This is a genomic window from Pedobacter yulinensis (genome assembly GCF_003029735.1).
Taxonomy (GTDB): domain Bacteria; phylum Bacteroidota; class Bacteroidia; order Sphingobacteriales; family Sphingobacteriaceae; genus Pedobacter; species Pedobacter yulinensis.
The window spans coordinates 1,155,032-1,180,332 of the sequence record NZ_KZ686269.1 but is presented as its reverse complement, the minus strand read 5'-3'; the positions used below and the strand labels follow the sequence as shown (position 1 = coordinate 1,180,332).

General features: G+C 53.1%; 18 protein-coding genes and 1 tRNA gene. 9 read left to right on the top strand and 10 right to left on the bottom strand.

All coding sequences use genetic code 11. The features are described 5' to 3' along the window. Positions 1-7: 7 nt before the first annotated feature. Positions 8-709, bottom strand: a complete 702-nt coding sequence (locus C7T94_RS12600) for a hypothetical protein (protein ID WP_107215663.1) — start codon at positions 707-709, stop codon at positions 8-10. Positions 710-805: 96 nt separating this feature from the next. Between C7T94_RS12600 and C7T94_RS12595 the strand changes: the two genes are divergently transcribed. Continuing rightward, on the top strand, positions 806-1,372 hold the full coding sequence (locus C7T94_RS12595; RefSeq protein WP_107215662.1) for a Crp/Fnr family transcriptional regulator: 567 nt from the start codon (positions 806-808) through the stop codon (positions 1,370-1,372). Positions 1,373-1,417: 45 nt separating this feature from the next. Further along, positions 1,418-1,894: a DoxX family protein gene (locus C7T94_RS12590; RefSeq protein ID WP_107215661.1), complete on the top strand. Its 477-nt coding sequence runs from the start codon at positions 1,418-1,420 to the stop codon at positions 1,892-1,894. On the opposite strand, the gene C7T94_RS12585 is transcribed toward C7T94_RS12590, so the two are convergent. Together C7T94_RS12585 and C7T94_RS12580 are read right to left on the bottom strand one after the other, a co-directional pair. Next, positions 1,891-2,082, bottom strand: a complete 192-nt coding sequence (locus tag C7T94_RS12585; protein WP_239495007.1) for a hypothetical protein — start codon at positions 2,080-2,082, stop codon at positions 1,891-1,893. The two genes, C7T94_RS12590 and C7T94_RS12585, sit on opposite strands and share 4 nt — an antisense overlap. Positions 2,083-2,391: 309 nt before the next feature. After that, the gene (locus C7T94_RS12580) at positions 2,392-2,769 is read right to left on the bottom strand and encodes a hypothetical protein (protein WP_107216103.1); all 378 of its coding nucleotides are present in this window, start codon (positions 2,767-2,769) and stop codon (positions 2,392-2,394) included. Between the two features lie 324 nt (positions 2,770-3,093). Between C7T94_RS12580 and C7T94_RS12570 the strand changes: the two genes are divergently transcribed. Both C7T94_RS12570 and C7T94_RS12565 read left to right on the top strand, forming a co-directional pair. Then, a complete protein-coding gene (locus tag C7T94_RS12570; RefSeq protein WP_107215658.1) occupies positions 3,094-5,892 on the top strand; it encodes a carboxypeptidase-like regulatory domain-containing protein in 2,799 nt (932 codons plus the stop codon). Between the two features lie 103 nt (positions 5,893-5,995). Next, positions 5,996-6,793, top strand: a complete 798-nt coding sequence (locus C7T94_RS12565; protein ID WP_107215657.1) for an MBL fold metallo-hydrolase — start codon at positions 5,996-5,998, stop codon at positions 6,791-6,793. 232 nt (positions 6,794-7,025) lie between these two features. Here the strand turns inward: C7T94_RS12565 and C7T94_RS12560 are convergent, their stop codons facing one another. Together C7T94_RS12560 and C7T94_RS12555 are read right to left on the bottom strand one after the other, a co-directional pair. Continuing rightward, positions 7,026-8,483, bottom strand: a complete 1,458-nt coding sequence (locus C7T94_RS12560; RefSeq protein WP_107215656.1) for a SusD/RagB family nutrient-binding outer membrane lipoprotein — start codon at positions 8,481-8,483, stop codon at positions 7,026-7,028. Positions 8,484-8,493: 10 nt separating this feature from the next. Then, positions 8,494-11,730, bottom strand: coding sequence for a SusC/RagA family TonB-linked outer membrane protein (locus tag C7T94_RS12555; RefSeq protein WP_107215655.1), 3,237 nt, complete (start codon positions 11,728-11,730; stop codon positions 8,494-8,496). Positions 11,731-12,140: 410 nt separating this feature from the next. On the opposite strand from C7T94_RS12555, the gene C7T94_RS12550 reads away from it, so the two are divergent. Continuing rightward, a complete protein-coding gene (locus C7T94_RS12550) occupies positions 12,141-12,572 on the top strand; it encodes a LytR/AlgR family response regulator transcription factor (protein WP_107215654.1) in 432 nt (143 codons plus the stop codon). Between the two features lie 170 nt (positions 12,573-12,742). On the opposite strand, the gene C7T94_RS12545 is transcribed toward C7T94_RS12550, so the two are convergent. Then, positions 12,743-12,815: transfer RNA gene (locus C7T94_RS12545), tRNA-Met, on the bottom strand. 421 nt (positions 12,816-13,236) lie between these two features. Then, positions 13,237-13,689: a PA2169 family four-helix-bundle protein gene (locus C7T94_RS12540; protein ID WP_107215653.1), complete on the bottom strand. Its 453-nt coding sequence runs from the start codon at positions 13,687-13,689 to the stop codon at positions 13,237-13,239. Between the two features lie 120 nt (positions 13,690-13,809). On the opposite strand from C7T94_RS12540, the gene C7T94_RS12535 reads away from it, so the two are divergent. Further along, positions 13,810-14,595, top strand: a complete 786-nt coding sequence (locus tag C7T94_RS12535) for a HipA family kinase (RefSeq protein ID WP_107215652.1) — start codon at positions 13,810-13,812, stop codon at positions 14,593-14,595. After that, entirely contained in the window at positions 14,576-14,956 is a 381-nt protein-coding gene (locus C7T94_RS12530; protein ID WP_107215651.1) for a DUF3037 domain-containing protein, read from the top strand. Before C7T94_RS12535 ends, C7T94_RS12530 begins: the two co-directional genes overlap by 20 nt. A gap of 4 nt (positions 14,957-14,960) precedes the next feature. Here the strand turns inward: C7T94_RS12530 and C7T94_RS12525 are convergent, their stop codons facing one another. The 3 genes from C7T94_RS12525 to C7T94_RS12515 all read right to left on the bottom strand — a co-directional run bounded on the left by C7T94_RS12525 (position 14,961) and on the right by C7T94_RS12515 (position 19,203). Continuing rightward, positions 14,961-15,737 carry a MerR family transcriptional regulator gene (locus tag C7T94_RS12525; RefSeq protein WP_107215650.1) on the bottom strand — a complete coding sequence of 259 codons (777 nt, stop codon included), beginning with the start codon at positions 15,735-15,737 and terminating at the stop codon, positions 14,961-14,963. 83 nt (positions 15,738-15,820) lie between these two features. After that, positions 15,821-16,315, bottom strand: coding sequence for an NUDIX hydrolase (locus C7T94_RS12520; RefSeq protein ID WP_107215649.1), 495 nt, complete (start codon positions 16,313-16,315; stop codon positions 15,821-15,823). 77 nt (positions 16,316-16,392) lie between these two features. Continuing rightward, positions 16,393-19,203 (bottom strand): S8 family serine peptidase, encoded by a 2,811-nt coding sequence (locus C7T94_RS12515; RefSeq protein ID WP_162618671.1) that lies wholly within the window; start codon positions 19,201-19,203, stop codon positions 16,393-16,395. A 335-nt stretch (positions 19,204-19,538) separates the two neighbouring features. Between C7T94_RS12515 and C7T94_RS12510 the strand changes: the two genes are divergently transcribed. Next, on the top strand, positions 19,539-22,277 hold the full coding sequence (locus tag C7T94_RS12510) for an alpha-L-rhamnosidase (protein WP_239495006.1): 2,739 nt from the start codon (positions 19,539-19,541) through the stop codon (positions 22,275-22,277). Next, positions 22,277-25,282: a glycosyl hydrolase gene (locus tag C7T94_RS12505; RefSeq protein ID WP_107215647.1), complete on the top strand. Its 3,006-nt coding sequence runs from the start codon at positions 22,277-22,279 to the stop codon at positions 25,280-25,282. Before C7T94_RS12510 ends, C7T94_RS12505 begins: the two co-directional genes overlap by 1 nt. The last annotated feature ends 19 nt before the right edge of the window (positions 25,283-25,301 follow it).

Sequence of the window (25,301 nt, the reverse complement as noted above, 5' to 3'; positions counted from 1 at the left end):
ACTGGCTTTATTCATAAAGTATGGCCTTCACTTGTGTGTAATATAGGGTCGTCATTGCTTCAAAGCCTGAATCCGTCCCGATGCAAAGCCAGATTTCCCCTTTGCTGTTCGTCGATCCCGAAAAGCTGCCGAGTCTTTTAACCAGCCGGTACTCCTCTGTCGTCGTCCCGTTTGTGACGTTGCCGATAACCTGCATGTCTTTGCCGTCTACCGCCTGGTTGGCCTTATCAATGTTCATGCGGTAATAGCCGGTTTGCTGGTTCAATACCTTCTGAGGTTCGAGTGGCATCATCCCCGCCTTCAGGTATACGCTTTCGCCCGGTGCGCCGCCTGCACCGGCCCGGCCTGATGGTACAGCTGTGGCGAATGTGACTTCGAGATCCATCTGATACACTTTATTCGGGAGCAGTCCTGTTAATTTTTTTCTAAAGAACATGAACAGGTCATCGCTGCGGTTCATGCCTGAAATGCGAAAGCCGCCTTTCGATGCGTCGAGCGGCGCGGGGAGCGTGGCATAACCCTGTTGGAGCTGGAATTTCGTTTCTTCGCCGGCCGGATAGTCGGCAAAGTCGGCCGTCCAGCCTGAAACAGCACTTTCAAAAGAATCGTTCACCGACATTACAGGAACAACCTGCGGTTTGTCTGTTTTTTTGCATCCCGAAAGCAGGACAAACACAAGAGAAATGAAAGGTAAGTAGTTGCGTAGCATGATGTACCCTTTAGTATGGACACATACGTATACCGGCTCCGCATCGCTACGCCGGGAATTGTGGCGGTTAATTTATTTTTCAGAACTTAGTTGCAGATGGACCAGATCAGAACTTACTTTGAACGCTTTGCGCCGGTCGGAGAGACCGACTGGGCGTTTTTCTCCTCAAGGCTGCGCTACCGCAAAGTACCCCGTAAAACGGCTTTGCTCCAGGCCGGTTCGGTCGAAAACTACCTGTCTTTTCTGTCTGAAGGCATAGTGAGGTGTCTGGTAACCAGGGAATTTGAAGAAACGACCTTCGCATTTGTTTTCCAGGGAGAATTTATAAGTGGCTACGATTCCTTCCTGACGCGCCGGCCATCCGGTTACCGGATCGAAACGCTAACAAACGCGGTGCTTTGGCAGATCAGCTGGGAAGACCTGCAGGAAGTTTATAAACATACGGAAGTGGGCAATGCCATCGGCCGTTTTGCAGGAGAACATCTCTTTCTGGAAAAATCCAAACGCGAACTCTCGTTTTTAACCCGCAGTGCCGAACAACGGTACCGCGATTTGTTCAGCGAGAAACCGAGGTTGCTGAAAGAGATTCCCTTAAAATATCTGGCTTCTTATATCGGTATTACGCCACAGGCACTCAGTCGCATTCGCCGCCGAATTACTTAACCTGGGTTCATTGACAGCAGGGTAGCGGTTTGCGACATTTGGCGTATGAAGGTTATATGGGTATTACTCGTTGTAACGGCGGCAGCTTACTTGTGGCTGCGCCTGTTTAGAAACCGCCACGATTGGCAGTTGGCGGCACGCACAGGCCTGTCGGCCATGCTTTTGTTCACCGCGCTCGGGCACTTTATGTTTACTGCCGGCATGAGCCGCATGATTCCGGATCCCGTACCGGGAAAAGTATTTCTGGTTATACTGACCGGTATACTTGAAATTGCGGCAGCTGTTGGTTTACAGGTCAAAAAAACACGGCAGCTTACTGCAAGGCTGCTGCTGGTCTTTTTTGTGCTGATTTTGCCTGCAAATATTCATGCGGCACTGACGCACCTGAATTTGTACACCGCCGAAGCAAATGGGCCGGGGCCTGAGTACCTTTGGATCAGGATACCTGAACAGGTATTTTATTTCGCATGGGTGTATTTCTCGGCGATTTGGAGGCCGCGCAGCGCCCCGGCAGGATGTTAGTCCGGCGGATTGCTGCCCGGCTCACTTCCGGTTTCGCCTTTATTCCCTTTCCCGGCGTCTGCACGTGCTTCCTCGGCACCATAATCACCGCCGCCAAAGTCTTTGGCAAGGTTTCCGGCATCGCTCTCAACCTTATTCTCCGATTCATTTTCGTTGCTTTTGTACACCGGAACCTGTCTGTGAGGCATATTTGATGTTTCAGCGTCTTGTTTTATTTCTTTTTTCTTATCCGTTTCCATGGTGCTTTTTGAAAATAAACACCTCCTGAAGTCAATAGTTTTGAGACTATCGTAATAGTCTGTCTGCCATGATATTACCTGAACAGGTGATGCGTGTACATAGGGCCGGGACTTTCGGCTCAAGCCAGGTTAAAGGCATGATTCGGGAGGGGGAGTATGCGCATTGTTCGGCAGTCGCCTGCAGCCCACTGAGTTCTCAAAAAAAAAGCCGCCTCATCCATGTGATGAGACGGCTCTTTAAAGGCTGTTGCTGCCCGATCAGCGCGTACAATTGGCTGTCCAGGTTTGGTTACCACGTTTAACCAGCATTTTTAGCGAGCTTGCGTCGATGGTAATTCCCGTCACGCCAGAACCCACACTCACGTAGGTGTTGTCGCCGGCTTTTTCAAAATTGACATCAGTAATGTCAGGGATATTGTTTCCAAAGAAAAACTTGTACGATGTAGAACCGACCTTGGTCACGGTTACTTTGCCGTCAGAGCTGTTGATGTTGTTGGTGCCATCGTTATAGCTAACCGTTCCCCGATAAGTGCCGACGAAGAAATCTGTCGTTGCCGGATCCTTATCCTTTTTACACGATCCAAATCCCACAAGGGCGATCATTAACAAGCTGAGCAATTGAACTGTCTTTTTCATATAGGTATTTTTAATAATGTATTTGTCCAGAGACAAAGTGAATGCCAAAAAGTTGTTACAAAGGGCTGGTCCGCCAAGAGTCAACCGGAATAATGCCCGGTTTTTTTACTATAATTGACTCATTATTAGTTTGATGCATTTTTGGTCGATTTTTGGTTCGCATCAGCTGGTCAGGGTTCACAGGTATGGCGGTGAACAGACCAGTTATGTGTACAGTATCGGCCGATCGCGCCCGGACCGGATGTTTAAAACCCGTAAGCCCAGCCGGAATCTTTGCCGGGAAGCACCAAATTCGTACGTTTGTCTTAGCCAGATATACCAGATATGAGCAGGTCCTGCGCCATTCTTCTTACGTTTGTGTTGTTTAGCCTGCAGGTCGCCGCCCAGTCTGGCGCAAGGCAGGAAGTAAACACGTTGATCGATAGCCTGCAGGCGCATACACGCCGCACTGCGCCCGAACGGCTTTACATACACACAGACCGGGACGGGTATCTCGCTGCTGACACCATCTGGTTCAAAGCCTATTTGTTTAACGGTTCTTTGCTCGGTCCTTCAGAACAAAGCCGCATCATGTATGTAGAGTTGATATCTGACAGCAATGCGGTCGTTGCCAGACAGATGATTCCTGTTGCCTACGGTCTGGCAGGCGGAACAATCGTCCTGCCCGACAAACTGACGCAGGGCACGTACCTGCTTCGGGGGTATACGAATTGGATGCGCAACCAGGGTACAGCACATTTTTTTAGCAAAGAGCTTTTTATTGGCACGCCTGCAGCGGGCGACTGGCTGCTGCATTACAAGCCGCGTTTTGCCAGCGCCCCAGGCGCGCGGCAGGTCAGGCTCGACTTGCGGTTCAGGCAGTTGGACGAAACGCTGGTTGGGCTTCGCGAAATGAAACTTGCCGTTAGCCAGGGTAAAAAGAACCTGGTCAGGACCAATACCGAAACCGGCCTGGATGGCGATGCGTACGTGGATTTTGAACTGCCCGAGTCTAATGTGAAGCCTGACCTTGTTTTGTCTGTTCAGGACCGGCGCAAGACCGGCAACCAGCAAACCATTCGCCTGCCGCTCATTTTTAACCGTGCTGAACACCGTGACATCCAGTTTCTGCCCGAGGGCGGAAATCTGGTTGCCGGCCTTCCTGTCTTGGTGGCCTTCAAGTCGCTTCATGAAGATGGCACCGGAGCCCATGTGGGCGGCCAGGTCATTAATCAGGAGGGTAAAACCATTGTCGAGTTTGTTTCCGAACACCTCGGCATGGGGGCCTTTCGCTTTACGCCGGAGCCTGGCTCAACCTATAAGGCCAGGATTATTTTGCCCGGCGGGGGAAGCAAAGACTATCCGCTGCCGGCGGTAAAACCATCAGGGATAATCCTGTCTGTCTTTAATGACCTGGCAAACGATTCGTGCCTCGTGCGAGTGCTCGCAGCAGGAACCGCAACACCGACCGGCCAGCGTTACTTCCTGGTTGGTCACAGCCGGGGAATCGTGGCTTTTGCCGCAGCGATTGGGTTGAGCCAGAGTTTTGCGACGCTGAAAATAAGTAAAAAGGCGTTCCCCAGCGGCGTGGCGAGGATTACGCTGCTTGATGCAAACAGACAACCCCTTGCCGAGCGGGCTTTTTATGTAGACCACCAGGATGCGCTGCGTGTAAAGATCGTGCCCTCTAAAACCCAGTATGCGCTGCGCGACTCGGTGAACCTGACCCTGCAGGTTACAGACGCGGGAGGGAAGCCGGTCAGGGGTAGTTTTTCGCTGTCGGTTACCGCCAATAGCCAGGTTCGTTCAGACAGCTTGCGGAATGATAACATGACCCGTTCGGTTCTGCTGCACGCTGAACTGAAAGGAAACGTTGAGCAGCCTGCCTACTATGAGGGTGCCGCGGGTAGCCCCCGTAAGTGGCGGCATCTTGATCTTCTTCTGCTTACCCAGGCTTGGGTGAAATTTGATATAGCCGCTGCTTTCAGGCCGCCTGCTGTGCCCGCTTATGCGGCCGAAAAAGAATTTGTGGTGAGCGGTACGGTAACCAATGCCTTCAATAAGCCCGTTCCCGGGGCGCCGCTGGCACTTTTTTCCAAAAAGCCGGTAACCGTTCTGGATACGGTGGCAGATGCACGCGGCCGCTTTATGTTTACCGGCCTGGTTCCCGTTGATACGGCCATATACTTTATTCAGGCCAAAAACAGAAGGGGAAAGAGTTTTAACGTTGGGCTGGAAGTCGATATTATCCCGCCCCCAGCTTTGCCGGCCCCGGTTCTGCGTAGACTTCCCTGGTTTGCGAACATTGATACCGCCAGCCTGGTTAAAAGCCAGCAGCAGGTTGCGCTCAGGCGTGAGCAGGAGTCGGCCACCGGCATCCGCCTTCAGGAGGTGATAATCAGGGGTAAGAAACTTGTGCCCGATTCAAAAAACGTGAACGGGCCGGGGGCCGCCGATGTCATTTTTGATGAGGCGGATATGATCAAGGCAGGACGAACCACCCTTGGCGACCTGCTCAGAAGCCAGCTGAAAAATTTCGGCGAACGGACTTCGAAAACCGGCGAGCGCTTCCACACGGTTAATTTTGTGCCTATGCATCTGATCATCGATGGCAAGGATGTCGACTTTTTTTTACCGCCGGGAACGCCGCGATATGAATACTTCAGGCAGCTGCTCGATTATTTCAGTGCGGAGGAAATTAAGGGTATTGAGGTCATGTATTCGGGAAAATACCAGATGGGCTATACCAGCCGTTACCTGCACCCTATGGCTGTTTTTTATGAACACTCGTTTGTCGAAGTCACCACCCGCTCAGGCCACGGCCCGATGATGCGAAAAAGCATTGGTACCCTGGTGCACCGTCCGCTGCCATTTACCTTACCCAAAACATTTTACACCCCTCGATACCGGCCGGGTGCAAAGGCCGACGGTTCTGATATGCGTGCAACGATTCATTGGGAGCCTAACCTGACCACCGATTCGGCAGGTATTGCCCGGATCGGCTTTTTCACGGCTGATAAAGCAGGCACCTATGTTATCAACGTACAGGGAACTGATCTGGCTGGTTCATTGGGCTTTGGCCGGGCCGATCTGCATGTGCGGCGCACGAACGCAAACGAACCGGAGGCCGCAACAGGCTTGTGACCGGCAGATGGGATGGACTACCGGGAGTTTGCAATCTGGACTACCGGGACATGCCGGCAGGGACTTAATTTAGGGCGTTTTAAAAGAACATCCGCCGGCCCCCATGGATCTAACTTCAGGAAAAATATGCAGTACATGCGGCACGCAGTACCCACAGCAAGAATTGTCAGGTACCTGCGTCATCTGTGCAGATGACCGTCAGTATGTGCCGGCGGGCGGACAGGTCTGGACAGACCGATCGCAGCTGCACGATACATTCCATGTAAGCTGGCAGGAGCTGGGCCCCCGTCTTTCTGACCTCCGGTTAAGCCCGAGGTTTGCCATTGGGCAGCGCGCCATCCTCGTCAGAAGTCCGGGAGGAAACGTGCTCTGGGACTGCATTCCATTGCTGGACGAGCAGACCCGCATACGCATCGAAGCGCTGGGGGGACTGCGCGCCATTGCCTTATCACACCCGCATTTCTGCAGCAACATGAACGAATGGGCCGAAGCTTTCAACTGCGAAATTCTGATTCACGCATCAAATTCGCCCTGGATTGTCAACCGGACGCCCAGGCTTAACCTGTGGCAGGGAGATATGCTTTACCTTTGGGATGACCTTTCGCTGCTGAAACTGGGCGGGCATTTCCCGGGCAGCAGTGTGTTATACGCGCCTTCTCTTTCTGCAGGCGGAACCGTTTTACTCGGCGATACGCTGATGGTTTCGCCAAACGGCCGCCACTTGTCTGCAATGTACAGCTACCCGAATCGCATGCCATTACCGCTACAAACTGTTGCAGCTATTTTCGACCGGCTTGACATGTTGGCTTACGATACGGTACACAGCTATGACCGTGCCCTCAGCATTTATGGAAATGCCCGGCAGATTGCGGCAACCTCCCGCGAACGATACGGCGTGTAATTTCCGGCTAAACCGGGATTCCCATTTGTGTGACCGTTAAGAGGCAAGCGGGCCGCTCCATTTTTTTTCCATTCCTCCGGTTTTCTGTTGCTTACTGTTAAGTCACGGTTTCGCAGGCGCGCCTGTCTTAAAACAAAACAGCGGCCCGACTCGCTCGTTCCGCTGTTTCTATCATTAACTAACTTTCTACAAAGTATGAAAGTGGGAGTTGGCCGCTTGTGCCAGGAATGCATTAATTTACATCCCAGAATATCTTAGAGGTAATCAGGTCGCCACCTATAGCTGATGCGGCTGCTGCGCGATTGGCTGTGTTCAGAGTTTGTTCATTGATCGGATAGATCAGGCGGACAGGGATGACCAGGCCTGGTGAAATGGTTTCTCCCGGAGGCGCCGTTGCCGGACTTGGGGGTGCAAGCACCGGGTAGTCAAGGCGTTTCCATTCCACCCAGGCGTCGTAGCCGCGGTTATACAAAGCAATCCATTTCTGCAGGCCGATTTTCTCGCGGTAGTTTGCCGAAGCAGAACTCCAGGCCACGTCAGGACGCGCCAGATAGGTGGCTGCCTGCGCTGTGGTTCCGCCCCAGTACAGAATAGATGAAGTAATGGCGTTGTTGTAATGTGTTTCAGCAGTGCCTGGAACCGTGAATCCTCTGGCAGCGGCTTCTGCCAGCGCAAACTCCACTTCGGTATAGTCCAGCAGCAGTGCTTCGAAGTCATACGCCGCGATTTTGGGGTTCAGCGTTGAAAAGTTACTGTATGAGTTCGAGAAGCCATAATAACCTCCTACAAAATTTCCGCCTACGGTGGTAAAGAACCCAGCGCGTCGCGGATCCTGCAGGCTGTTCAGTTTGTCAATAAATGGCTTGGCACCCACGTAGTCTTTACGCGTGGTTAACCCCGGATTAGTCGCATTGGCAATTGGATTGTTGTTTGGGGTGGTTTTCATGTACCTAAAGGTCAGGTTGTCAGCGGCGCTGGTCATGACATTCGGTGCAGCCGCTTCAATCAGGGTCTTTGCTTTTGCAGGATCCTTATCGGCCAGGATCAGCCCCAGGCGCAGTTTCAAGGAGTTGCCAAATTTTCGCCATTTGGCAATATCGCCGTTATAAAACACGTCGGCCGCGCCGTAGCCGGTTGCGCCGCTGTTAAGCGTTGTCAGGGCGGCGTCGAGCCGGGTCAGCAGGTCAGCATAAATCGTGGCCGCGTCATCGTACTTAGGCTGTGTCTTCGTTACGTCAAGGGCCTCTGAATAAGGAATATTTCCATACGTGTTGACGAGTGTAGACCAGGCCATTACCTCCATTATCTCAGTTTGGGCAAGCTGCGAAGCTTTGGTTGGCGCAGCCATAAACTGATCGGCGGTAATGAGTTTCCTCGCCTCGCGCAGGTCCATCAGCACGTCGCGGTACAACGCCTGCCAGAACGCCTGCGGAATGGGCCGGGCGAGCAGGTTATACCTGGGCTCGTCCAGGTATTCTGTCGAAGTCCAGTACTGGGCATAAAACCTGAAAGGGTTGTTATTCACGCTGGGCGAGGTGATGATATCAGAAAAACTTTTCGCTGCGGCTGTGAACAGCGGTGGCGCAGTGGCCACCTGCGGGTTTTTTATGTCGATATTATAGTCGGATTTATCCTTGGCGCAGGCGCTCAGCAGCGCGGCGGCAGCAAGTATACAGGTTATCTTTTTCATTTGTGTAGGCTTAAAGTTTGAATCTCAGGTTAAAACCAATCGTTCTCACGGCAGGGTACGAGCCACTTTGGTAGCCCGACAGGTTGCCTGAACTAAGTGCGTCTTCAGGATCTGCGTAAGGTACATTTTTGTGAATGATCCAGAGGTTGCGCCCGATCAAAGAAGCTTCAACGCCTTTGAAGGGCCTGATTTTTTCAACAAGGCGGGCCGGCAGGGCGTAGCTGAGTGAAACCTCGCGCAGTTTGATGTAACTGGCGTCATAAATCCGCATGGCCCTTGGCGGGTTTTGCGAGTAGCCAAAAGGTGTAATTGCCGAAGTCGATGCATCCACACGGATGTTATTTGGTGTGCCGTCTTCCTTAACACCGGGTAAGATGATCCCGCCGCCATTGGCAAGCGTATTTCGCAATGGGTTACCAAGGTCGTTCAGGCCTGCAGTACCAGGATAAAGACCGGTTCCGTTGCCATACCACTGGTCAAGTGAAAACAGGTCGCCGCCCTGCCGCATGTCGATCAGGAAATTCAACGCGATGTTCTTGTACTTGAGCCCGTTCTGAAGTCCGGCCATAAAGTCCGGGTTCGGGTCGCCAATAATGTGATTGGATTGTGTTGTGACCTTGTAGTAACCGGTAGGCAGCACAACCGGCTGGCCATTCAGGTATACGAAGTCTGTTCCGCGGATCACGCCGTAAGGCTGTCCTTCTGCGGCATTCAGTGTTACCCCGCCCTGAAGTGCGGCCAGTTCGATGTTTCCGCCTGCATCGGGATCCAGCTTAAGCACGATATTGCGGTTGCTTGTAAAGTTAAGGTTGATGTTCCAGGAGAAATTCTGCGTCTTCACAGGTGTGCCGTACAAGCTAAGCTCAATACCTTTATTTTCAACCTCGCCAGCATTTACATACCTGGCAGTATAGCCGGTTGCCGAGCTCACCGATACCGGCGTAATCTGGTCAATAGACAGTGTGCGGTATAACGTTACGTCAAATCCGAGCCGGCTTTTAAAGAATGAGGCTTCGACCCCTGCTTCCAGGCTTCGGGTACGTTCAGGACGCAGCGCAGGATTGTTTTTTGTGTTTGATACCGAAAAAAGCGGCAGCACATCGAATGAAGTAGGTTTGGTATAGACATCATACACGCTGAGCGGCGGAGCATCGTTTCCCACCTGGGCGTAGTTGACACGCAGTTTACCATAGGATAACCACGTTTGCTGTTTCATCAGTTCTGAGAATGTGAAACCGGCCGCGACCGAGGGGTACCAGAACTCGTTGTTCGTGGTGGGCAGAGTAGAGGATACGTCGCGACGTATCGTGGCATCGAGAACGAGCATGTTGCGGTAGCCGAACGTGGCGCTGGCAAAGTGGCCATCTACTGCCCGGCGCTGGTAAATTTCAACCGGCGCTTCGATCGGACTGACGGAGTTCAGCAACGAATAAAGATCTGGGGCCACCAGGCCGCCGTTGGTCTGCGCACGGATCGAATTGACATTGTCGCGGCGCAGGTTGGCACCAAGAAGTCCGCGGAATGTGAACACCTCTGAAAAATCATGTTTGAAGTTCAGCAGGAGGTCATAATTTGTTTCGCTGGCGTTCCGGTTGGTGCGGGCATAAGAAGAAACGGCGTAACTGCCAACTGCAATTCGTTCTTCCTGCAGGTCGCCCGTGCCGTCGTAAGTAACGCGGCCAAGCACGTCGAGCCACTCCGCGAATTTATAAGTGGCGGTAATATTTCCGAAGAAATGGTTGCGGGAATCTGTTACAAGGTTCTTATAACGGGTAAAGTAAGGGTTATCAGCGTAAATGGGTCGCGTGCCTGTTGCATCAGACCAGTTCCATGTAATATTGCGGCGGTTCCTGAAAAATGCATCTTTGAGTTCCAGCATATCCACGTTGGTCTGGTACCATTGACGGAAATTCTGGTTCGGGTTCAGGTTGGCATAACCTGTGCCGTAACGCCCCAGCCCTTCAATACGTGAATAGTTTGCGGAGGCCTCGACACGCAGGTTTTTCGCCATTTCGCGCGATGCGCCAAAGTTGAACAGGTTTTTGGTAATCTTGCTGTTCGGCAATACGCCGTTTTCGTCGTTGCGGGTGTAGCCTACTTTATACGTGGTGTTTTCACCTCCGCCGTCAATGGCGATACTCTGGTTAGATACCAGGGCGGTTTCATAAAACTTGTCAGGTCCGTTTGCCGCTGCTACCCATGGGGTTTTTTGTTTATAGGTGGGAGAGGAGGGATCAAGCGAACCCCACTGGTAAACAAGCAGGCTCGGGTTAAACCGCGGTCCGTAAGAAGCATCGGAAGTAAACTGGGTGATCAGCTCTTTGCCGTTGCCAAAAATGTCCCGGTACCAGAAGCCGGGTACAGGAACCGGGTTTCCTGCACCGTCGGTAGCTGGTGTGCCATAGCCTGCGCCATACTCTTTCTGGTATTCAGGGAAAGTCGTTTTGTCAATATTGCCCCAGGTCAAGCCACTGTTAACAGAGAAATTTGTACTGCCTTTCCGGCCTTTTTTGGTCGTAATGATAATTACTCCATTTGCGGCACGTGATCCGTAAAGCGCAGTTGCGGCAGCGCCTTTCAGTACGTTCATGCTTTCTACATCGTCGGGATTGATGTCTGCAGCGGCGTTACCGTAGTCAAACCCGGCGCGGCCGGTCTGCTGGTTGGCGGTGTTGATATTCGCATTACTGACCGGCACACCATCTATTACGAACAGCGCCTGGTTGTTACCGCTTATTGACTTGAAACCGCGGATCACGACGTTCGTCGAACCGCCCATCGTGTTGTTTCTCCTGATGTCGAGGCCGGCAACCTTGCCGCCCAGGGAGTTGACCAGGTTGTTGTCGCGGGTGCGGGTAATGTCTTCCGCGCGCACTTCCTGCGCGGCGTAAGCCAACTCATTTTTTTTCCGGGTAATACCGAGGGCGGTCACTACCACTTCGCTGAGTTCTTTTGAGTCTGAAGCCAGTTCCACATTCAGGGTAGTGCCGCTGCCTACCTGTCTGGTCTGTGTTACATAACCTACAGAACTGAAGACCAGCGATGCGCCGGCCTGTACAGAAATCGTATAGGTACCATCTGCATTGGTAGAGGTGCCGGTCTGGCTGCCGCTAACGCGTACACTGACGCCGGGTATCGGCTGTCCGTCTCCCTGGTCGCGGACCGTGCCGCTCACGTTTTTTTGCTGTGCAATTGCATTCCACGAGAGCAGCAGAATGCCGAGCAAGCTGAGTAAAGTTTTTTTCATATGAATCTTTGGTCGGTTAATTACCTGAAATCCTGACGGCCTGCCGGCAAGGCAGATCCTCCGGAAATTTCAGGCCGTTAAAATAATCGCCGCCGGCCCGGAGAGGTGGTCAGCTGGATGTGTTATATGGTCAATTCAGAAGCCGATTTGTCCACTTTAGCTTTTACCTTCGCGAATAACGGGTGCAGAAACCCCAGCATGCAGGAAATTTTTGCTCCAGCCGTTCCGTTCCGGTACAGCCGGATCTCCTGCCGCAGCCTGGTAAAAAACTGAAGGGCCTGGTATGATAGCCTACCCCCGGGCCGGCAGAGCCCTCATTATTCGTCTCACTGCGTCGGATTTGTACTATTATTTGCAGCAAGACGCAGACATATTTGTAATGCATTACCTAAACTTCACTACCTATTGTCATGAGAAATCCAAAATTTTTTCACCCGGTCATTAATTTACAGGATATGAAGCCCATTGAAGGCCTTGATATTCCCGGCCCCCGCTTCAAACGCCGGTTCCTGGTCACCTTCCGGGAAAAGCTTATTCCAGTGTGTGAAGCAGAGATCGGCGCTTTTTGTATCGATGACAAAGCTCTGTACCTCCATACCATGGGCCACCGTCAATATGTGATCGCTTATACCCTCGATCAACTGGAAACTTTGCTCGATCCTGAGCTGTTCTTCCGCGCCAACCGACAGAGCATCATCGCATATCATGCCATCAAAGAACTTGAATATTACGATGAGCGGAAACTGAAGGTAATCCTTAAGTGCGAAGGCCCCGCAGAGGTGATCGTTAGCAAAGCCCGCGCCCAGGTGCTGATCGCCTGGCTGGAAAACCAGTACAACTAAGCTACTGGTCTTTTCGGAATTTTATTTGTCTGTACGTTTGCAAGACGTCAATTGCCTGTAAAACCGAAAGGCTGTCCCTCGCGGACAGCCTTTTCGCAATTAACAAAACAAATATATGACGAGCAATCATATGAATTTGCTTCCCTGGAACCGGGAAGCTGGAATAGGAGCGGTTTGGGGGCGGATTCGAACCGCCGTAAAAGGCTTATGAGGCCTCCACCTGAGCCACTCGGTCACCCAACCAGTTCACTTGCGGATATGTTGTCTCTTCACAGGCGCCATGCCCGCCTGCCTGATGTTCTTCTTCTGCAGCCGGGTATCCTGACGATACGCCTTGTGTCGGGAAGGCATCGAAGTCGGCAATACAGGGATATTCAAAATAAACTGACATAACCATCTAAATTTAGCTGAAACCCTGCGCAGCCCCGGCCTCTTCTGAAACAACCATCCGGAACAAATATAAATACAAAAACTATATTTCCTATAGAAATAGTAGAATTAATTCTAATTTTTTTAAAATCATTGTTTGAATGCCCCGGATAGGGTATTTAACTGGTGTCAGGTCCAGTTGCCCTGCCGAATCAGCCGATCCGGACCGGTAAGTCATGGCAAAAAAAAAACCGGCACGCAGGGCGTACCGGTCAGTAATTATATGTCGACAATCTTATTCGCTGTCGCGCAGCGCCTTGATTTTGTCGTGTGCTACTTTAAGACCTGATTTCTGTTCGGTGATCATGTCACGCAGCGCTGCAGAAATATCGGTTTCATCGAGTGCCATTTTATAGGCCTTTTGGGCAGCGTCTTCGCCAAACTCGCAATTTTCAAGTACGGTCTTCCGGTCATGTCCGGTAAAAACCGCTTTAACGTCCATCCAGGCCCGGTAGATCTTTCCCGAGGTGGTTGTGCCCTTCTCCATTTCCTCGCCCATTACTTCAACTTCCTGTCCGAGTGCCATTCTATACTGACGGCTCTGATCGATCATTTCCAGGAAGAGCGTGCGCAGGTCTTCGTTTCCTTCTTGTAATTCTTCAAGCGCTTTCTCATATCCGACAATGCGGTCATTATTAATTTCTACCAGATCGTTAAGCACTTCGGCGCTTACTGTTGCTGTTTTCATAGTGATTCAATTTTGTTTGTATTTTCAACATGCCCGAGGCGAAAAGGTTTGTCACAACTTTAAACAGCAGGGGAGTGGCGGCTGCACAGCGGTTCGCTGTCATTGCGTATATTTGCCCCGATGAATGCCTTAAAGCTGCGCCGGGTGCGCGTTACCCGATACGTTACGCCATTGCGCGAAGGCGGCTCCATGCCAGCCCTTGCCGAAGCAGATGACGGATTTTTGTATGTACTTAAATTTCGCGGCGCCGGACAGGGCGAAAATGCCCTGATCGCCGAACTGATTGGAGGTGAAATAGCCAGACGACTTGGACTGCGGGTACCGGAACTGGTATTTGCCGACCTGGACGAGGCCTTTGGCCGGACCGAACCTGATGAGGAAATACAGGACCTGCTAAAATTCAGTACCGGGCTCAACCTGGCGCTGCACTTTCTTTCAGGATCAATCACCTTTGACCCTGCCGTTTCCGTTGTAGATGAAGAAATGGCATCGAAAATCGTCTGGCTGGATTGCCTGCTCACCAATATGGACAGAACTGCCCGCAATACCAATATGTTGTGGTGGCACAAGGAACTCTGGCTAATTGACCATGGTGCCTCGCTGTACTTTCACCATTCCTGGCACAACTGGGAAGATCAGGCTGTGAAACCTTTTTTGCTGGTTAAGGATCACGTGTTGCTTCGCCGTGCGGGCAGGCTGGAAGAAATGGATGCCTTACTCAAACCTCTGCTTACCCCGGAAATCATTGCCGGAATAGTCGGGCTGATCCCCGACGAGTGGTTGACCGGCGGCACATTTGATACACCTTCCGCGTACCGGGCAGCTTATGTTCAGTTCTTAACCTCCAGGCTGGCCCACTCGGCAGTCTTCGTAAAAGCGGCAATCGATGCAAGAGGAACTGTTTGAGTATGCCGTGATTCGCCTCGTTCCGCGTGTGGAGCGTGAAGAGTTCATCAATGTTGGTGTGGTGCTGTATTGCGCGCGCGCAAAATTCCTTCAAACGAAAACCGCGCTGGCAGAAGAACGGCTTTCGGCACTCTCGCCAGAGACCGATGCTGCAGAGATACACACGCATCTGGAAACATTCTGCCTCATCAGCGAAGGCCGCCCGTGTGGTTCGCCAATTGCCGAACTGGACGCAGCCTCGCGCTTCAGGTGGCTTACGGCGACCAGGAGCACGATTCTCCAGTGTTCAAAAGTGCATCCTGGCTTTACCGCCTCGCCGGCTGAAACCCTCTCGCGGTTGTTTTCGCAGCTGGTTGGGTAAGGTGTTACAGCAACCGCGTATGCACGAAGATTGATATCGCCCTGCTCAGGAATGAGCGAAAAGCCGGGTCTGAGCCGCCCTGCTCCAGGGTAAAGCGTTCGTCGTTCAGGTAAAGCTGGCCCAGCCCTTCGTATGCCTCGGCCTGTTTGTCTGCTGCGCCGGCTGTGCCCCAGAGCTGACGCGTATTGTGGTAGTGCACCTCCACAAGATCCTGTACCTGGATATCTGCGGGATCCTTATGCTTCAGGCGGGAAAGCTCGGCAGCGAGCGATTTTTGCCTCGCCACCAGCAGCTTCAGTTCGTCTTTCGACAGTTTTTCCAGGTGGCGCTCGGCGTGTGCAACAACTTCTGCGCCATAGGCGGCTACAGCACCTTTCCGATAAGCTGCAGCCTCATCGTGTGGCATGCCGTCATAGAGTTCTTCTGGTGATAACATGGTTTTGCTCTTTAGTTTATAAATGGTGTTGTCAATATTTTTTAGCAGTGTGCCGAGCCGCGCCCGCTTGGCTGAAAGCGCTTTGCGGTGACCATTAAGGGCTGCAACAAGGTCAAATCCGGGCTCATCCAGTATGCGGGCGATCGCTTTCAGCGGTACATCCAGCTCCCGGTAAAACAGGATCTGCTGCAGACGCAGCAGCTGGGCCGATCCATACAGGCGGTATCCGGAGGGCGACCGCAGGGCTGGCTTCAGCAAACCATTGCCGTCATAGAGGTGCAGCGTGCGCACACTTACGCCAGACAGGCGAGATACCTGCCTGACTGTATACTGTTGTTTATTCATGGTGTACGATTTACCCGCAAAGCTAGGCCATGACCCGGGGTGAGGGTCAAGGAAAATTTTAATAAATACAGTAAAGTGGTGATTTAGAGCAAATTATTTTGATGTGTTGCCCGCGATCTGGCCTGAAGCAGACGCTCCAGCTCGGTGATCAGGTCGGCTTGTGCGGCGTTTATTTTAACCCGCGCGGTGCCTGCATCGAACCACTCGATCCGGTCGACCTCTGCGAACTCGCCGAACTTGCCCGAACGGGGCGGCCATTCCATTCGAAAGGTGTTGGCCTTTACCTGTCCACCATCGAATGCGCCTTCACAGGCCCAGCAATGCACTTGCTTGCCGCCTTTTTGTGTAATGGGCTGGAGTTCAAGATAGGGGCCAGATGGTGTCAACCCGGTTTCCTCACTGAACTCCCGCAAGGCCGCCTGCAGGAGCGCTTCGCCGGGTTCGGGCTCACCTTTGGGAACGGACCACCAGCCCTCATCGCGCCGTACAAACAGCGGTCCGCCAGGGTGTGCAAGAAGGAATTCCGGCCCCCGGGGCGTGTTGCGGTAAACCAATAAACCGGCGCTGAGTTTTGCCATTTTGCCTCGTGTTTCCATTTAACAAGTCGCAGGCTGCCTTGTTTGGTGGACAGGCGTAACTTTCTGTCTGTACCGTTTTAAGGCATGATAATCATCTTGGCGCTTTTGGAACCATAACCCGTGGTAAGCCTGTAAATGTAAATGCCCGGCGCCAGGCCGCCCGGTTTATAATCGAACTGATGGCTTCCCGCTTCGAGCAAGCCGCTTGCAATCACGGCCATACGCTTTCCCTGAGTATCGAATACAGCCAGTTCGGTTTGCCCGCCTTCGGGCAGGTTAAATTCTATCGTGGTCAGGTTACTTACCGGGTTGGGGTAATTTTGTTTCAAAACAAGGGCATTCTCAGTGCCTGCATCACCCGGAACGGGGTAGGCCTGCGCGAGTGCAGCTGCGGTTTGGGTTATTTCTTCTTGGCTGTCGCCGGCTATGATCGCAAAACTAAATACCTGTTTCGCGCCCGCGGCTATTGAAACCGGTCCGTAGCCCGTCACAAAACAAACATCTGCATTGCCATTTACATTCTGGCCAAGGCCGTCGCTGCTTACGCCCGAAAGCAGCAGCTGCAGTTTTTCACTGGCCGTGAAGCTGCGGTCGGTCAGCGCGTTGCCCGCCAGCGAAGCTGAAAGGGGTGTATACAGTGCACGGAAAGATCTGTTAAGCAGTTTGATCCCGACATAGGGATGTTTGCCAGTTTTTGCTTCGAAAAACGCCGTTTTGGTTGCCTTATCATAGCGCGCAAGTTCGCCGGTTCCATCGCCGAAATCCCAATCGGTAAACAGGCCAAGGTACAGGCCTTGCAGGCCCGCGGTTCCCGGATTGCTTACCTCGTAATTGACGATCACTGCTTTTGCGCGTTCAGTATCCTTGAAAGCGATATGCCTGTTTTCAACAACGACACCGGGTCTGTTCGGCGCATCGCGATCGTCGAAGCTGGCGCTGGCCTCAAAAAGGCGCGCGTCGTTGCTGACCAGTTTGGCAGCCGTTCGTTTGACGAAATCTTCATCTGCAGTGAGGTCGGTCGCCCGGACGTTGTTGGCCAGTTTTCCGGACTCCGTACCGATCATCAGAGAGGCCTCGAACAACAGGTTCTGGTCTTTGTAGCGAAAGCCCTGCCCGATGTTACTGGTATTTTCCTTAAAGCCGATGCGTCCGTTGCTGGTCAGGGTGGTACTGATTTCATTGACCCGGTAATTCAGGTAATCGAGCGCAAAAGTTTGGTTAAAATATGCATAATCCTGGTACACTCCGCCGTTGCCATTAAGGCTAAGTCTGAATTCAACGACTTCATTATCAGATATTCCTGGCAGAACGTCAATGCTGAACGGCTCAGTGGCTGTCCTGATTGCTCCGGTAGCCATATTGCCGACAGATATTTCGGGATTGCGGATTCTCACTGAGGGGTTGGTGGTGGAGAGCCTGACGCTAAGGCCGGTAACGGGTATCAGAAAGTTTTTGAGGTCTACAAAAAGGCGGAGCGTATCGCCGGCGCGGTAATTACCAAAGGGATTTGTTGCCCGCAATGCTGCAATGCGCACTGAGGCTGGGTTTTCTGTCATGGCACGGAATACGTTCAGCCTGCCGCTGCCCATTTTTTCGCTGTAGTTCGTGCCGTTGAAAATTGGATCGGCAGTTACGCGAAGCAGTTCTCCGATCTGCCGGGCATCATAGGCGGGACGGTGCGTTTTGACCAGGGCAGCAGCGCTCGTCACGATGGGCGTTGACATTGATGTTCCTGAAAGAAATCCGTAACTTTTGTCGTACATGGTGCTGTAGATCGATGTTCCGGGCGCGGCGATACCAATGTGGCGGCCATAGTTCGAGGTGCCGCTCTTTGCATCGGTACCGTTAACATCGGCTACTGCCAGCACGCCTTCATAGGCCGCAGGATATTCTGGCTGCTCAGCGTTACTGTTGCCGGCGGCCGCAACGATGAGACACCCGCGGGCAAGGGCATAATTCACGACATCGCGGCCATAGGCGCCACCTACCGGACCCGACCAGGAGCAATTGATAATTTGCGCGCCATGGTCGGCGGCATACTTGATGCCTTCATAGCCTTTCGAAATCAATGTCGCATTATCATCCGGCCCGGCTTTGATGATCATGAGTTTTGCTGAACCGGCAATGCTTGCTACGCCGAGGCCATTGTTTGAAACTGCTGAAGCCAGGCCGCTCACGTGAATGCCGTGCTGGCTGTTGCGGGATTTTACGTTCGGGTCATTATCGGTGACCGGGTTATTGGTGCTTGCGCCGGCGAAGTCCCAGCCATAATAGTTATCTGTAAATCCATCCCCATCATCATCCACGCCGTTTACCGGGTCGGCGGTGTTCAAAAATAAGTTGGGTGCAAGGTCAGGGTGGCTGGTCTCGCTGCCCGAATCTACGATTGCAATGACCACGCCCGAAGCCTGTGTCAGCAGATCCCAGGCCTGTGGCGCACGTACCTGCGACAGGTAAGGGCTTTGTGCTACGCCCGGGTCGTTCGGTGTATAACCAGTCCGGTAAATGTAACTCGGTTCGGCATAGACCACATTCTGGTCTGTTAGTAATTCATTTATCGACGCGACCACATCTGCCTGTGCAGACAATTTGAGCTCATAAATCTTATCAAGACCGGCCGGCACCGCTGCGGTTTGTGGCAACCTGGCTGCGGAAGCGAATGGCTGCCTGACAGACATGATGCGGCCTTTGCCGAGCGTCATGTTCCCCTGTGAAACCGCTATACCATTCACTTTGGGCTCCTGCCTAAATTTTACGATCACGGTATTGGGCAGGTAATGCTGGTCGGTGACGCCGGCGGGAAGTACAAATCGCCGTTTTTGGACCGGGGCGACCTGCGCCAGACATTCGATGCTGCAACAGAGCAGGATGAACAGAATTTTTTTCATATAATTTTGGCTGGCAGCCCTTCGTTCTCCCGGCACCGGCTGAAATTAGCCAATTTCCGGGAATTGGAAAAGATGCACCAGCCATTCGCAGCAAAATCTTCCTGAGCGCCCGGCACATGTGCCCCATGGCCGGCCATTTGCCAGGGCCGTTCCTCCGGTTGCCATAGTCAGGCCTTTATTTCGTTTGCTTGCGATTTTGTTTTATTTTGCTCACCTGTATCAGGAAGTTGGCAATTAAAATTAACGTAATAAAACGACGAGACAGAACAGTACAGGACGCCGAAATGGGCGCGGTTGCGCATTTTTAGCTAAACCAAATATTGTAAGCCGGGCTTATGACTAAATTTTCATTCAAAACCCTGATGTTTTCAGGATTTTATATTGTTTCGCTTTTATTGTTCACTTTTTCTGCGGGCGCACAACTGAGTACGCGGTCGCTGCGCACAAATTACCGGTACAACCCGCTGGGTACCGATGAACCCCGGCCAGCCTTCAGCTGGAAGCTGCACAGCCAGGTAAGGGCTGCCATGCAAAAGGCATATGAACTGCGTGTTTTTACCCAACCGGGTACAAAAACAATCTGGACAAGCGGAAAAGTTAGCTCCGATCAAAACCTCCATGTTGAATACAAAGGCCCGGCACTTACTTCGGCAACTCGGTACTTCTGGCAGGTACGGGTTTGGGACAACCGCAACAAAGTATCGGCCTGGTCTGAACCTGCCTTATGGGAGACCGGCCTGCTGCAGACCGACGACTGGAAAGCACAGTGGATTACGAGCGTACGCGAAACCGGTGGCAAGGCAGCGCCCGCTGCCGAATTCAGGAAGGTCTTCAGGATCAATGGCCCCATCAAATCGGCCAGGCTTTATACAACCGCCCTCGGGCTCTATGAAACCTTTCTGAACGGCAGCCGCATCAGTGAAGATTGCCTGGCGCCCGGCTGGACCTCCTACAACCACCGCATCCAGTACCAGACTTATGATGTGACAGCGCAGCTTAAACCCGGCGACAATGCCGCCCTCACCATGGTAGGCGACGGCTGGTACCGGGGCAACCTGGGTTACAAAGGGAGCCGGGCAATTTATGGCCGCGAGGCCGCGCTGCTTTACCAGCTTGTCATTACCTACGCAGATGGCCGCAAACAATATGTCGTATCAGACAACAGCTGGCAAAGCGCTTTTGACGGGCCTGTACGCGCGTCAGACATTTACAATGGAGAAGTCTATGATGCCCGCCGCGAACGCCCTGCTTCTTTGCCTGGCTTCGATGCAAAAAATTGGCTGGGTGTGAGGTCCATGAATGCTCCTGCCGGCAAACTGGTTGCACCGGTAGGGCCGGCTGTGAAAAAACAAGAGCGTATCCGGCCGGTAAAGATCACCCGGCTGGGCCCGCAGGAGTTGCTGGTCGACTTCGGTCAGAACCTGGTGGGCTGGGCCATACTCAGGTTAAAAGGAAGGCCCGGCGACAGTGTACATGTACAACACGCTGAGGTACTCGACAAAGAGGGGAGGTTTTATACCGAAAACCTGCGTGCAGCCGCGCAGCAAAACACCTTTGTTCTCGACGGTAAAGAGCGGTGGTACAGTCCGCGGTTTACCTGGCAGGGCTTCCGATATCTCCGCATTACCGGATATCGTGGCTTGCCAGACAGCAGCAGCCTGATGGCCAGGGCGCTCTACTCTGATATGGATCCGAATGGTACGTTCCTCACATCGAACGCCCTCGTGAACCAGCTGCAGCACAACATTCAATGGGGCCAGAAGGGTAATTTTATTGACGTACCGACCGACTGTCCGCAGCGTGATGAGCGTCTCGGCTGGACCGGCGATGCACAGGTCTTTTTCAATACAGCCGCTTTCAACATGGATGTATCGGGCTTTTTTATCAAATGGCTTCGCGACCTGAAAGCCGATCAGCTACCGAACGGCATGGTCCCTGCCGTTATCCCGGACATCCGGGAGCAGGCCAATTCAGGATCGGCGGGTTGGGGAGATGCTTCGACCATCATTCCCTGGAATTTTTACCTGGCTTACGGCGACCGTGCCTTACTCGATTCCCAGTACAACAGCATGAAGGCCTGGGTCGGTTACATCAGGAGCATGAGCAAAAATGACCTGTGGAACAGCGGCCGGCATTATGGTGATTGGTTGTTTTATGAACTTGATGACGATCGTGACGGAAAATCTGCGATTACAGATAAGTACCTGATCGCGCAGGCGTTCTGGGCAGCCTCACTGCAGCATGTAATCGATGCGGCCCGGATTCTGGGCAGGGAACAGGACGAGAAACAGTATACTGCGATGCTTAAAGACGTGAAGAACGCATTTATGCGGGAATATGTTACCCCATCGGGCCGGCTGGTATCCGGTTCGCAAACGGCTTATGTGCTCGCACTGCATTTTGACCTGCTGCCAGAAGCGCTGCGCAGCCAGGCGGCAGAACGGCTCGTTGAAAACATCAGGTCTTACAACGATCACCTCACTACCGGATTTTTAGGCACACCTTACCTGTGTCATGTGCTCAGCCGCTTTGGCTACAATGACATTGCCTACAGGCTGCTTTTACAAGAGACCTATCCGTCCTGGCTGTACCCGGTAAAAAAGGGAGCGACCACCATCTGGGAGCGATGGGATGGCATCAAGCCCAACGGTACTTTTCAAACCGCAAAAATGAATTCTTTTAACCATTATGCCTATGGCGCCATTGGCGAATGGATGTACCGGCAAATGGCAGGAATCGGGCAGGAGCCGGGCTCTACTGCATATAAAAAGATACTCATCGCACCAAAACCAGGAGGCGGATTTTCTGAGGTAAAAGCTACGCTCGAAACCGGAAATGGCAAGGTGCTGTCTGCCTGGACGCTCAAAGAAGGCAAATTTAACCTGACGGTCGAAGTGCCCGCGAACAGCACGGCGCGCATCATCCTGCCCGCTGCTGCCGGTGCAGCTGTTGCAGAGGGCAACGCGCCACTGGAGAAAGCAACCGGGTTGAGCCGCGTAACCAGGCTTGGGAACGACCTGCAGGTGGAGGCCGGGAGCGGCCGGTATGAATTCAGCTACGTTCAGAAGAAATAATGGCGCTGAACAGAAGAACATTTATACGACTGGGCACGCTGGCAACAGCCGGCTGCGCCCTGCACGATACGCTGTTGTACGCCACCGTACCAGCCGTGCAGCCCGAGAACAGGGCGGTGGGCGTGCTGCGGAAGCATTTCCTGGAGCCACCAGATGCCAGCAAATCGTCAGGATACTGGTGGTGGTTTAACGGCAGGGTAGACCGCAACGGCATTACACGCGACCTGGAGGAGTTTCACAACAAAGGCATCGGCGAGGTATTGCTGGTTAACACGGCAGGCGGGCTTGGCGGTGTTCCTTATCCACAGGGCGCGAAGTTTCTGTCAGACGAGTGGCGGGCGCTGTACCGACATGCCATGTCAGAAGCGAAAAGGTTGAACATCGGTGTAGGCATTAACATGAGTTCGGGCTGGTGCATGGGCGGTCCCTGGATCGAACCTCAGGATGCCGGACGCTGGTACCTGCAGGCCGAAATGGAGCTCGACGGACCGCAGAATTTTTCGGGCGCTTTGCCGCTTCCTGGAAACCGCTCGGGCTATAAACATGTGTTTAACCCGCCGGGCTACAAGGACTATATTGACCTGCCGCTCGAGCAGCTCGACTACCGCGATACCGCCGTCGTGGCCATACCGGTCCAGGAGGGAGCCAGGTTAAATGACCGCCGTGCGGCGGTGCTGCCTGCCAAAGCAAACCGGCGCGACGCCAGCAATTTCGCCCGTGCTTCAGACGTGTATGGTCCTGCGCTTTTTGAATGGAGCCCCGCAGCTGGCGACCGCCCCATAGCGCCCGAGGCCGTGATCGATCTGAGCAACTGTATCGATCCTGAAGGCAACCTGCAATGGGCAGTTCCTCAGGGAAAATGGAAAATTATCCGCACCGGACACCGGATGACAGGCTCCCGCCTCATGATCGCCCAGCCTGAAGCAGACGGGCTTTCCATCGGTTGGTTTGACCGCCGGGGTGTCGAAATCCAGTTTGAAAAGCTGGGCAGGATTTTTATTGAAGAAGCGGCCAGGGTTGGCAACAAGCCGCTGTACTTTTGCGACGACAGCTTTGAAGACGGGTTTCCGAACTGGACGGACCGGATTATTACACAATTTAAAAAATACCGCGGTTACGATCCCGTTCCCTACCTGCCGGTACTTTCCGGTTACCTGGTCGGCAGCGCCGGCATTTCAGACCGTTTTCTGCATGACTACCGCAAAACGATGGCTGATCTGATGGCCGATGAGCATTACGGGCGTTTTGCGGAACTTTGCCATGAACACGGCATGCTGGTGCAGAATGAGTCTGCGGGACCCAGCCGTTCGGCCACCGTGTGTTTGGACGGTATGAAAAACCTGGGTCGCAGTGATTTCCCCATGGGCGAGTTCTGGCTCGGCATTACCCACGAAGATGAGGCAACGCTCGCGGCAGACCAGCCCTATGGTGTATCGAGGCTGGACAGCGGGTACAACAAGGTCACTAAAATGGTGGCATCGGCTGCCCATACCTATGGAAAAAAAATGGTCTCGGCAGAAGCATTTACAAGCATGCGGCACTGGCTGGATTATCCCGGATCCCTGAAACAGTCTTTGGACCGCGCGTTCTGTGAAGGTGTTAACCGGGTTGCGATCCATACCTTAACGGCATCCAGGCCATCAGATGGCAAGCCGGGCTATGAATACGGGGCAGGTACCCACTTTAACCCGAATGTAACCTGGTGGGAGTTTTCGAAGCCTTTTCTCGACTATATTGCCCGGTCGCAACATTTACTGCGGCAGGGCCATTTCGTAGCTGATGTACTTTTTTATACCGGCGATTTTGCCCCGAATGTCGCGCCCCAGAAGCATGTACCGCCTACCTTGGGTGCGGGTTATGATTATGACCACTGTAACGAAGAGGTGTTGGTGCAACGGCTGGAGAGCCGTGCTGGTAAACTGATCCTGCCCGATGGCATGACTTACCGTCTGCTTGTTTTACCAGACCTAAAACGAATGTCGCTGGAGGCGCTCGAAAAGATCGTTTCGCTGGTACAAAAGGGTGCCACCGTGCTGGGACCGCCCCCCGGGGAGGTCTCTGGACTGAAAAATTATCCGCAATGTGACGGCGACCTGAAAGCGCTGGTCAACAAGCTCTGGGGCAGCTTAGATGGCCATCAACGAACCACCGGGAGGTTTGGCAAGGGTCGGATAATCTGGGGGAAATCTGCGCGCGAGGTCCTGTCCGGTGACGGCGTTCTGCCAGATTTTGAATACCGGGAGAGGGATAAGGCAGAGCTGGACTTTATTCACCGTAAGCTGCCTGAGGCCGACGTTTATTTTGTATCGAACCGGCATGGGCGGCCGGCAACGGCAGTTTGCAGCTTCCGCGATGCAGCAGGGCCTGCCGAGCTCTGGGACCCGGTTACCGGCAAAAGCCAGCCGGTCGCTTTCGACCGCCGGGCTGGCCGCGCAGATGTGCAGCTGCAGTTCCATGCCTTTCAGTCCTGGTTTCTGGTGTTTCCGCACGGCGCAAAAGCCGTCAGACCAATTCCCGTTTGCCCGGCGTTTCAAAACCGCCTTATCCTGGATCGGCCATGGTCTGTAGCGTTCGATGCTGCCTGGGGCGGACCGGCGCAGCCTGTTCTGTTCGGTTCGCTGACAGACTGGACAGCACATGAAGACGAACGCATTCGTTATTATTCAGGTAAAGCTGTTTACCATACCACCTTTAGCCTGCCCCATGAACCGGCCGGGCAGGCGTTCATTGACCTCGGTACAGTTAAAAACATTGCATCAGTAAAACTGAACGGGCAGGACCTGGGCATTGTCTGGACTGCGCCCTGGCATGCAGCTGCGGGGAACAGCATGAGGTCCGGCAATAACGAACTTGAAGTCACGGTGATCAACCTGTGGCCGAATCGCCTGCTCAAAGACGCGACCTTGCCAAAGTCAGAGCGGCTTACAACTACCAATATTCAACTTAAAAAAGATGCCCGACTATTGTCGTCTGGGCTTCTGGGGCCGGTTACAGTGAAGTGGTAACAAAAAAAACCGGATCTAA

Bases quoted from the DNA above. Each gene is read 5' to 3' on its own strand.
- C7T94_RS12600 (WP_107215663.1), bottom strand. From the start codon at position 709: ATGCTACGCAACTACTTACCTTTCATTTCTCTTGTGTTTGTCCTGCTT.
- C7T94_RS12595 (WP_107215662.1), top strand. From the start codon at position 806: ATGGACCAGATCAGAACTTACTTTGAACGCTTTGCGCCGGTCGGAGAG.
- C7T94_RS12590 (WP_107215661.1), top strand. From the start codon at position 1,418: ATGAAGGTTATATGGGTATTACTCGTTGTAACGGCGGCAGCTTACTTG.
- C7T94_RS12585 (WP_239495007.1), bottom strand. From the start codon at position 2,082: ATGCCTCACAGACAGGTTCCGGTGTACAAAAGCAACGAAAATGAATCG.
- C7T94_RS12580 (WP_107216103.1), bottom strand. From the start codon at position 2,769: ATGAAAAAGACAGTTCAATTGCTCAGCTTGTTAATGATCGCCCTTGTG.
- C7T94_RS12570 (WP_107215658.1), top strand. From the start codon at position 3,094: ATGAGCAGGTCCTGCGCCATTCTTCTTACGTTTGTGTTGTTTAGCCTG.
- C7T94_RS12565 (WP_107215657.1), top strand. From the start codon at position 5,996: ATGGATCTAACTTCAGGAAAAATATGCAGTACATGCGGCACGCAGTAC.
- C7T94_RS12560 (WP_107215656.1), bottom strand. From the start codon at position 8,483: ATGAAAAAGATAACCTGTATACTTGCTGCCGCCGCGCTGCTGAGCGCC.
- C7T94_RS12555 (WP_107215655.1), bottom strand. From the start codon at position 11,730: ATGAAAAAAACTTTACTCAGCTTGCTCGGCATTCTGCTGCTCTCGTGG.
- C7T94_RS12550 (WP_107215654.1), top strand. From the start codon at position 12,141: ATGAGAAATCCAAAATTTTTTCACCCGGTCATTAATTTACAGGATATG.
- C7T94_RS12540 (WP_107215653.1), bottom strand. From the start codon at position 13,689: ATGAAAACAGCAACAGTAAGCGCCGAAGTGCTTAACGATCTGGTAGAA.
- C7T94_RS12535 (WP_107215652.1), top strand. From the start codon at position 13,810: ATGAATGCCTTAAAGCTGCGCCGGGTGCGCGTTACCCGATACGTTACG.
- C7T94_RS12530 (WP_107215651.1), top strand. From the start codon at position 14,576: ATGCAAGAGGAACTGTTTGAGTATGCCGTGATTCGCCTCGTTCCGCGT.
- C7T94_RS12525 (WP_107215650.1), bottom strand. From the start codon at position 15,737: ATGAATAAACAACAGTATACAGTCAGGCAGGTATCTCGCCTGTCTGGC.
- C7T94_RS12520 (WP_107215649.1), bottom strand. From the start codon at position 16,315: ATGGCAAAACTCAGCGCCGGTTTATTGGTTTACCGCAACACGCCCCGG.
- C7T94_RS12515 (WP_162618671.1), bottom strand. From the start codon at position 19,203: ATGAAAAAAATTCTGTTCATCCTGCTCTGTTGCAGCATCGAATGTCTG.
- C7T94_RS12510 (WP_239495006.1), top strand. From the start codon at position 19,539: ATGACTAAATTTTCATTCAAAACCCTGATGTTTTCAGGATTTTATATT.
- C7T94_RS12505 (WP_107215647.1), top strand. From the start codon at position 22,277: ATGGCGCTGAACAGAAGAACATTTATACGACTGGGCACGCTGGCAACA.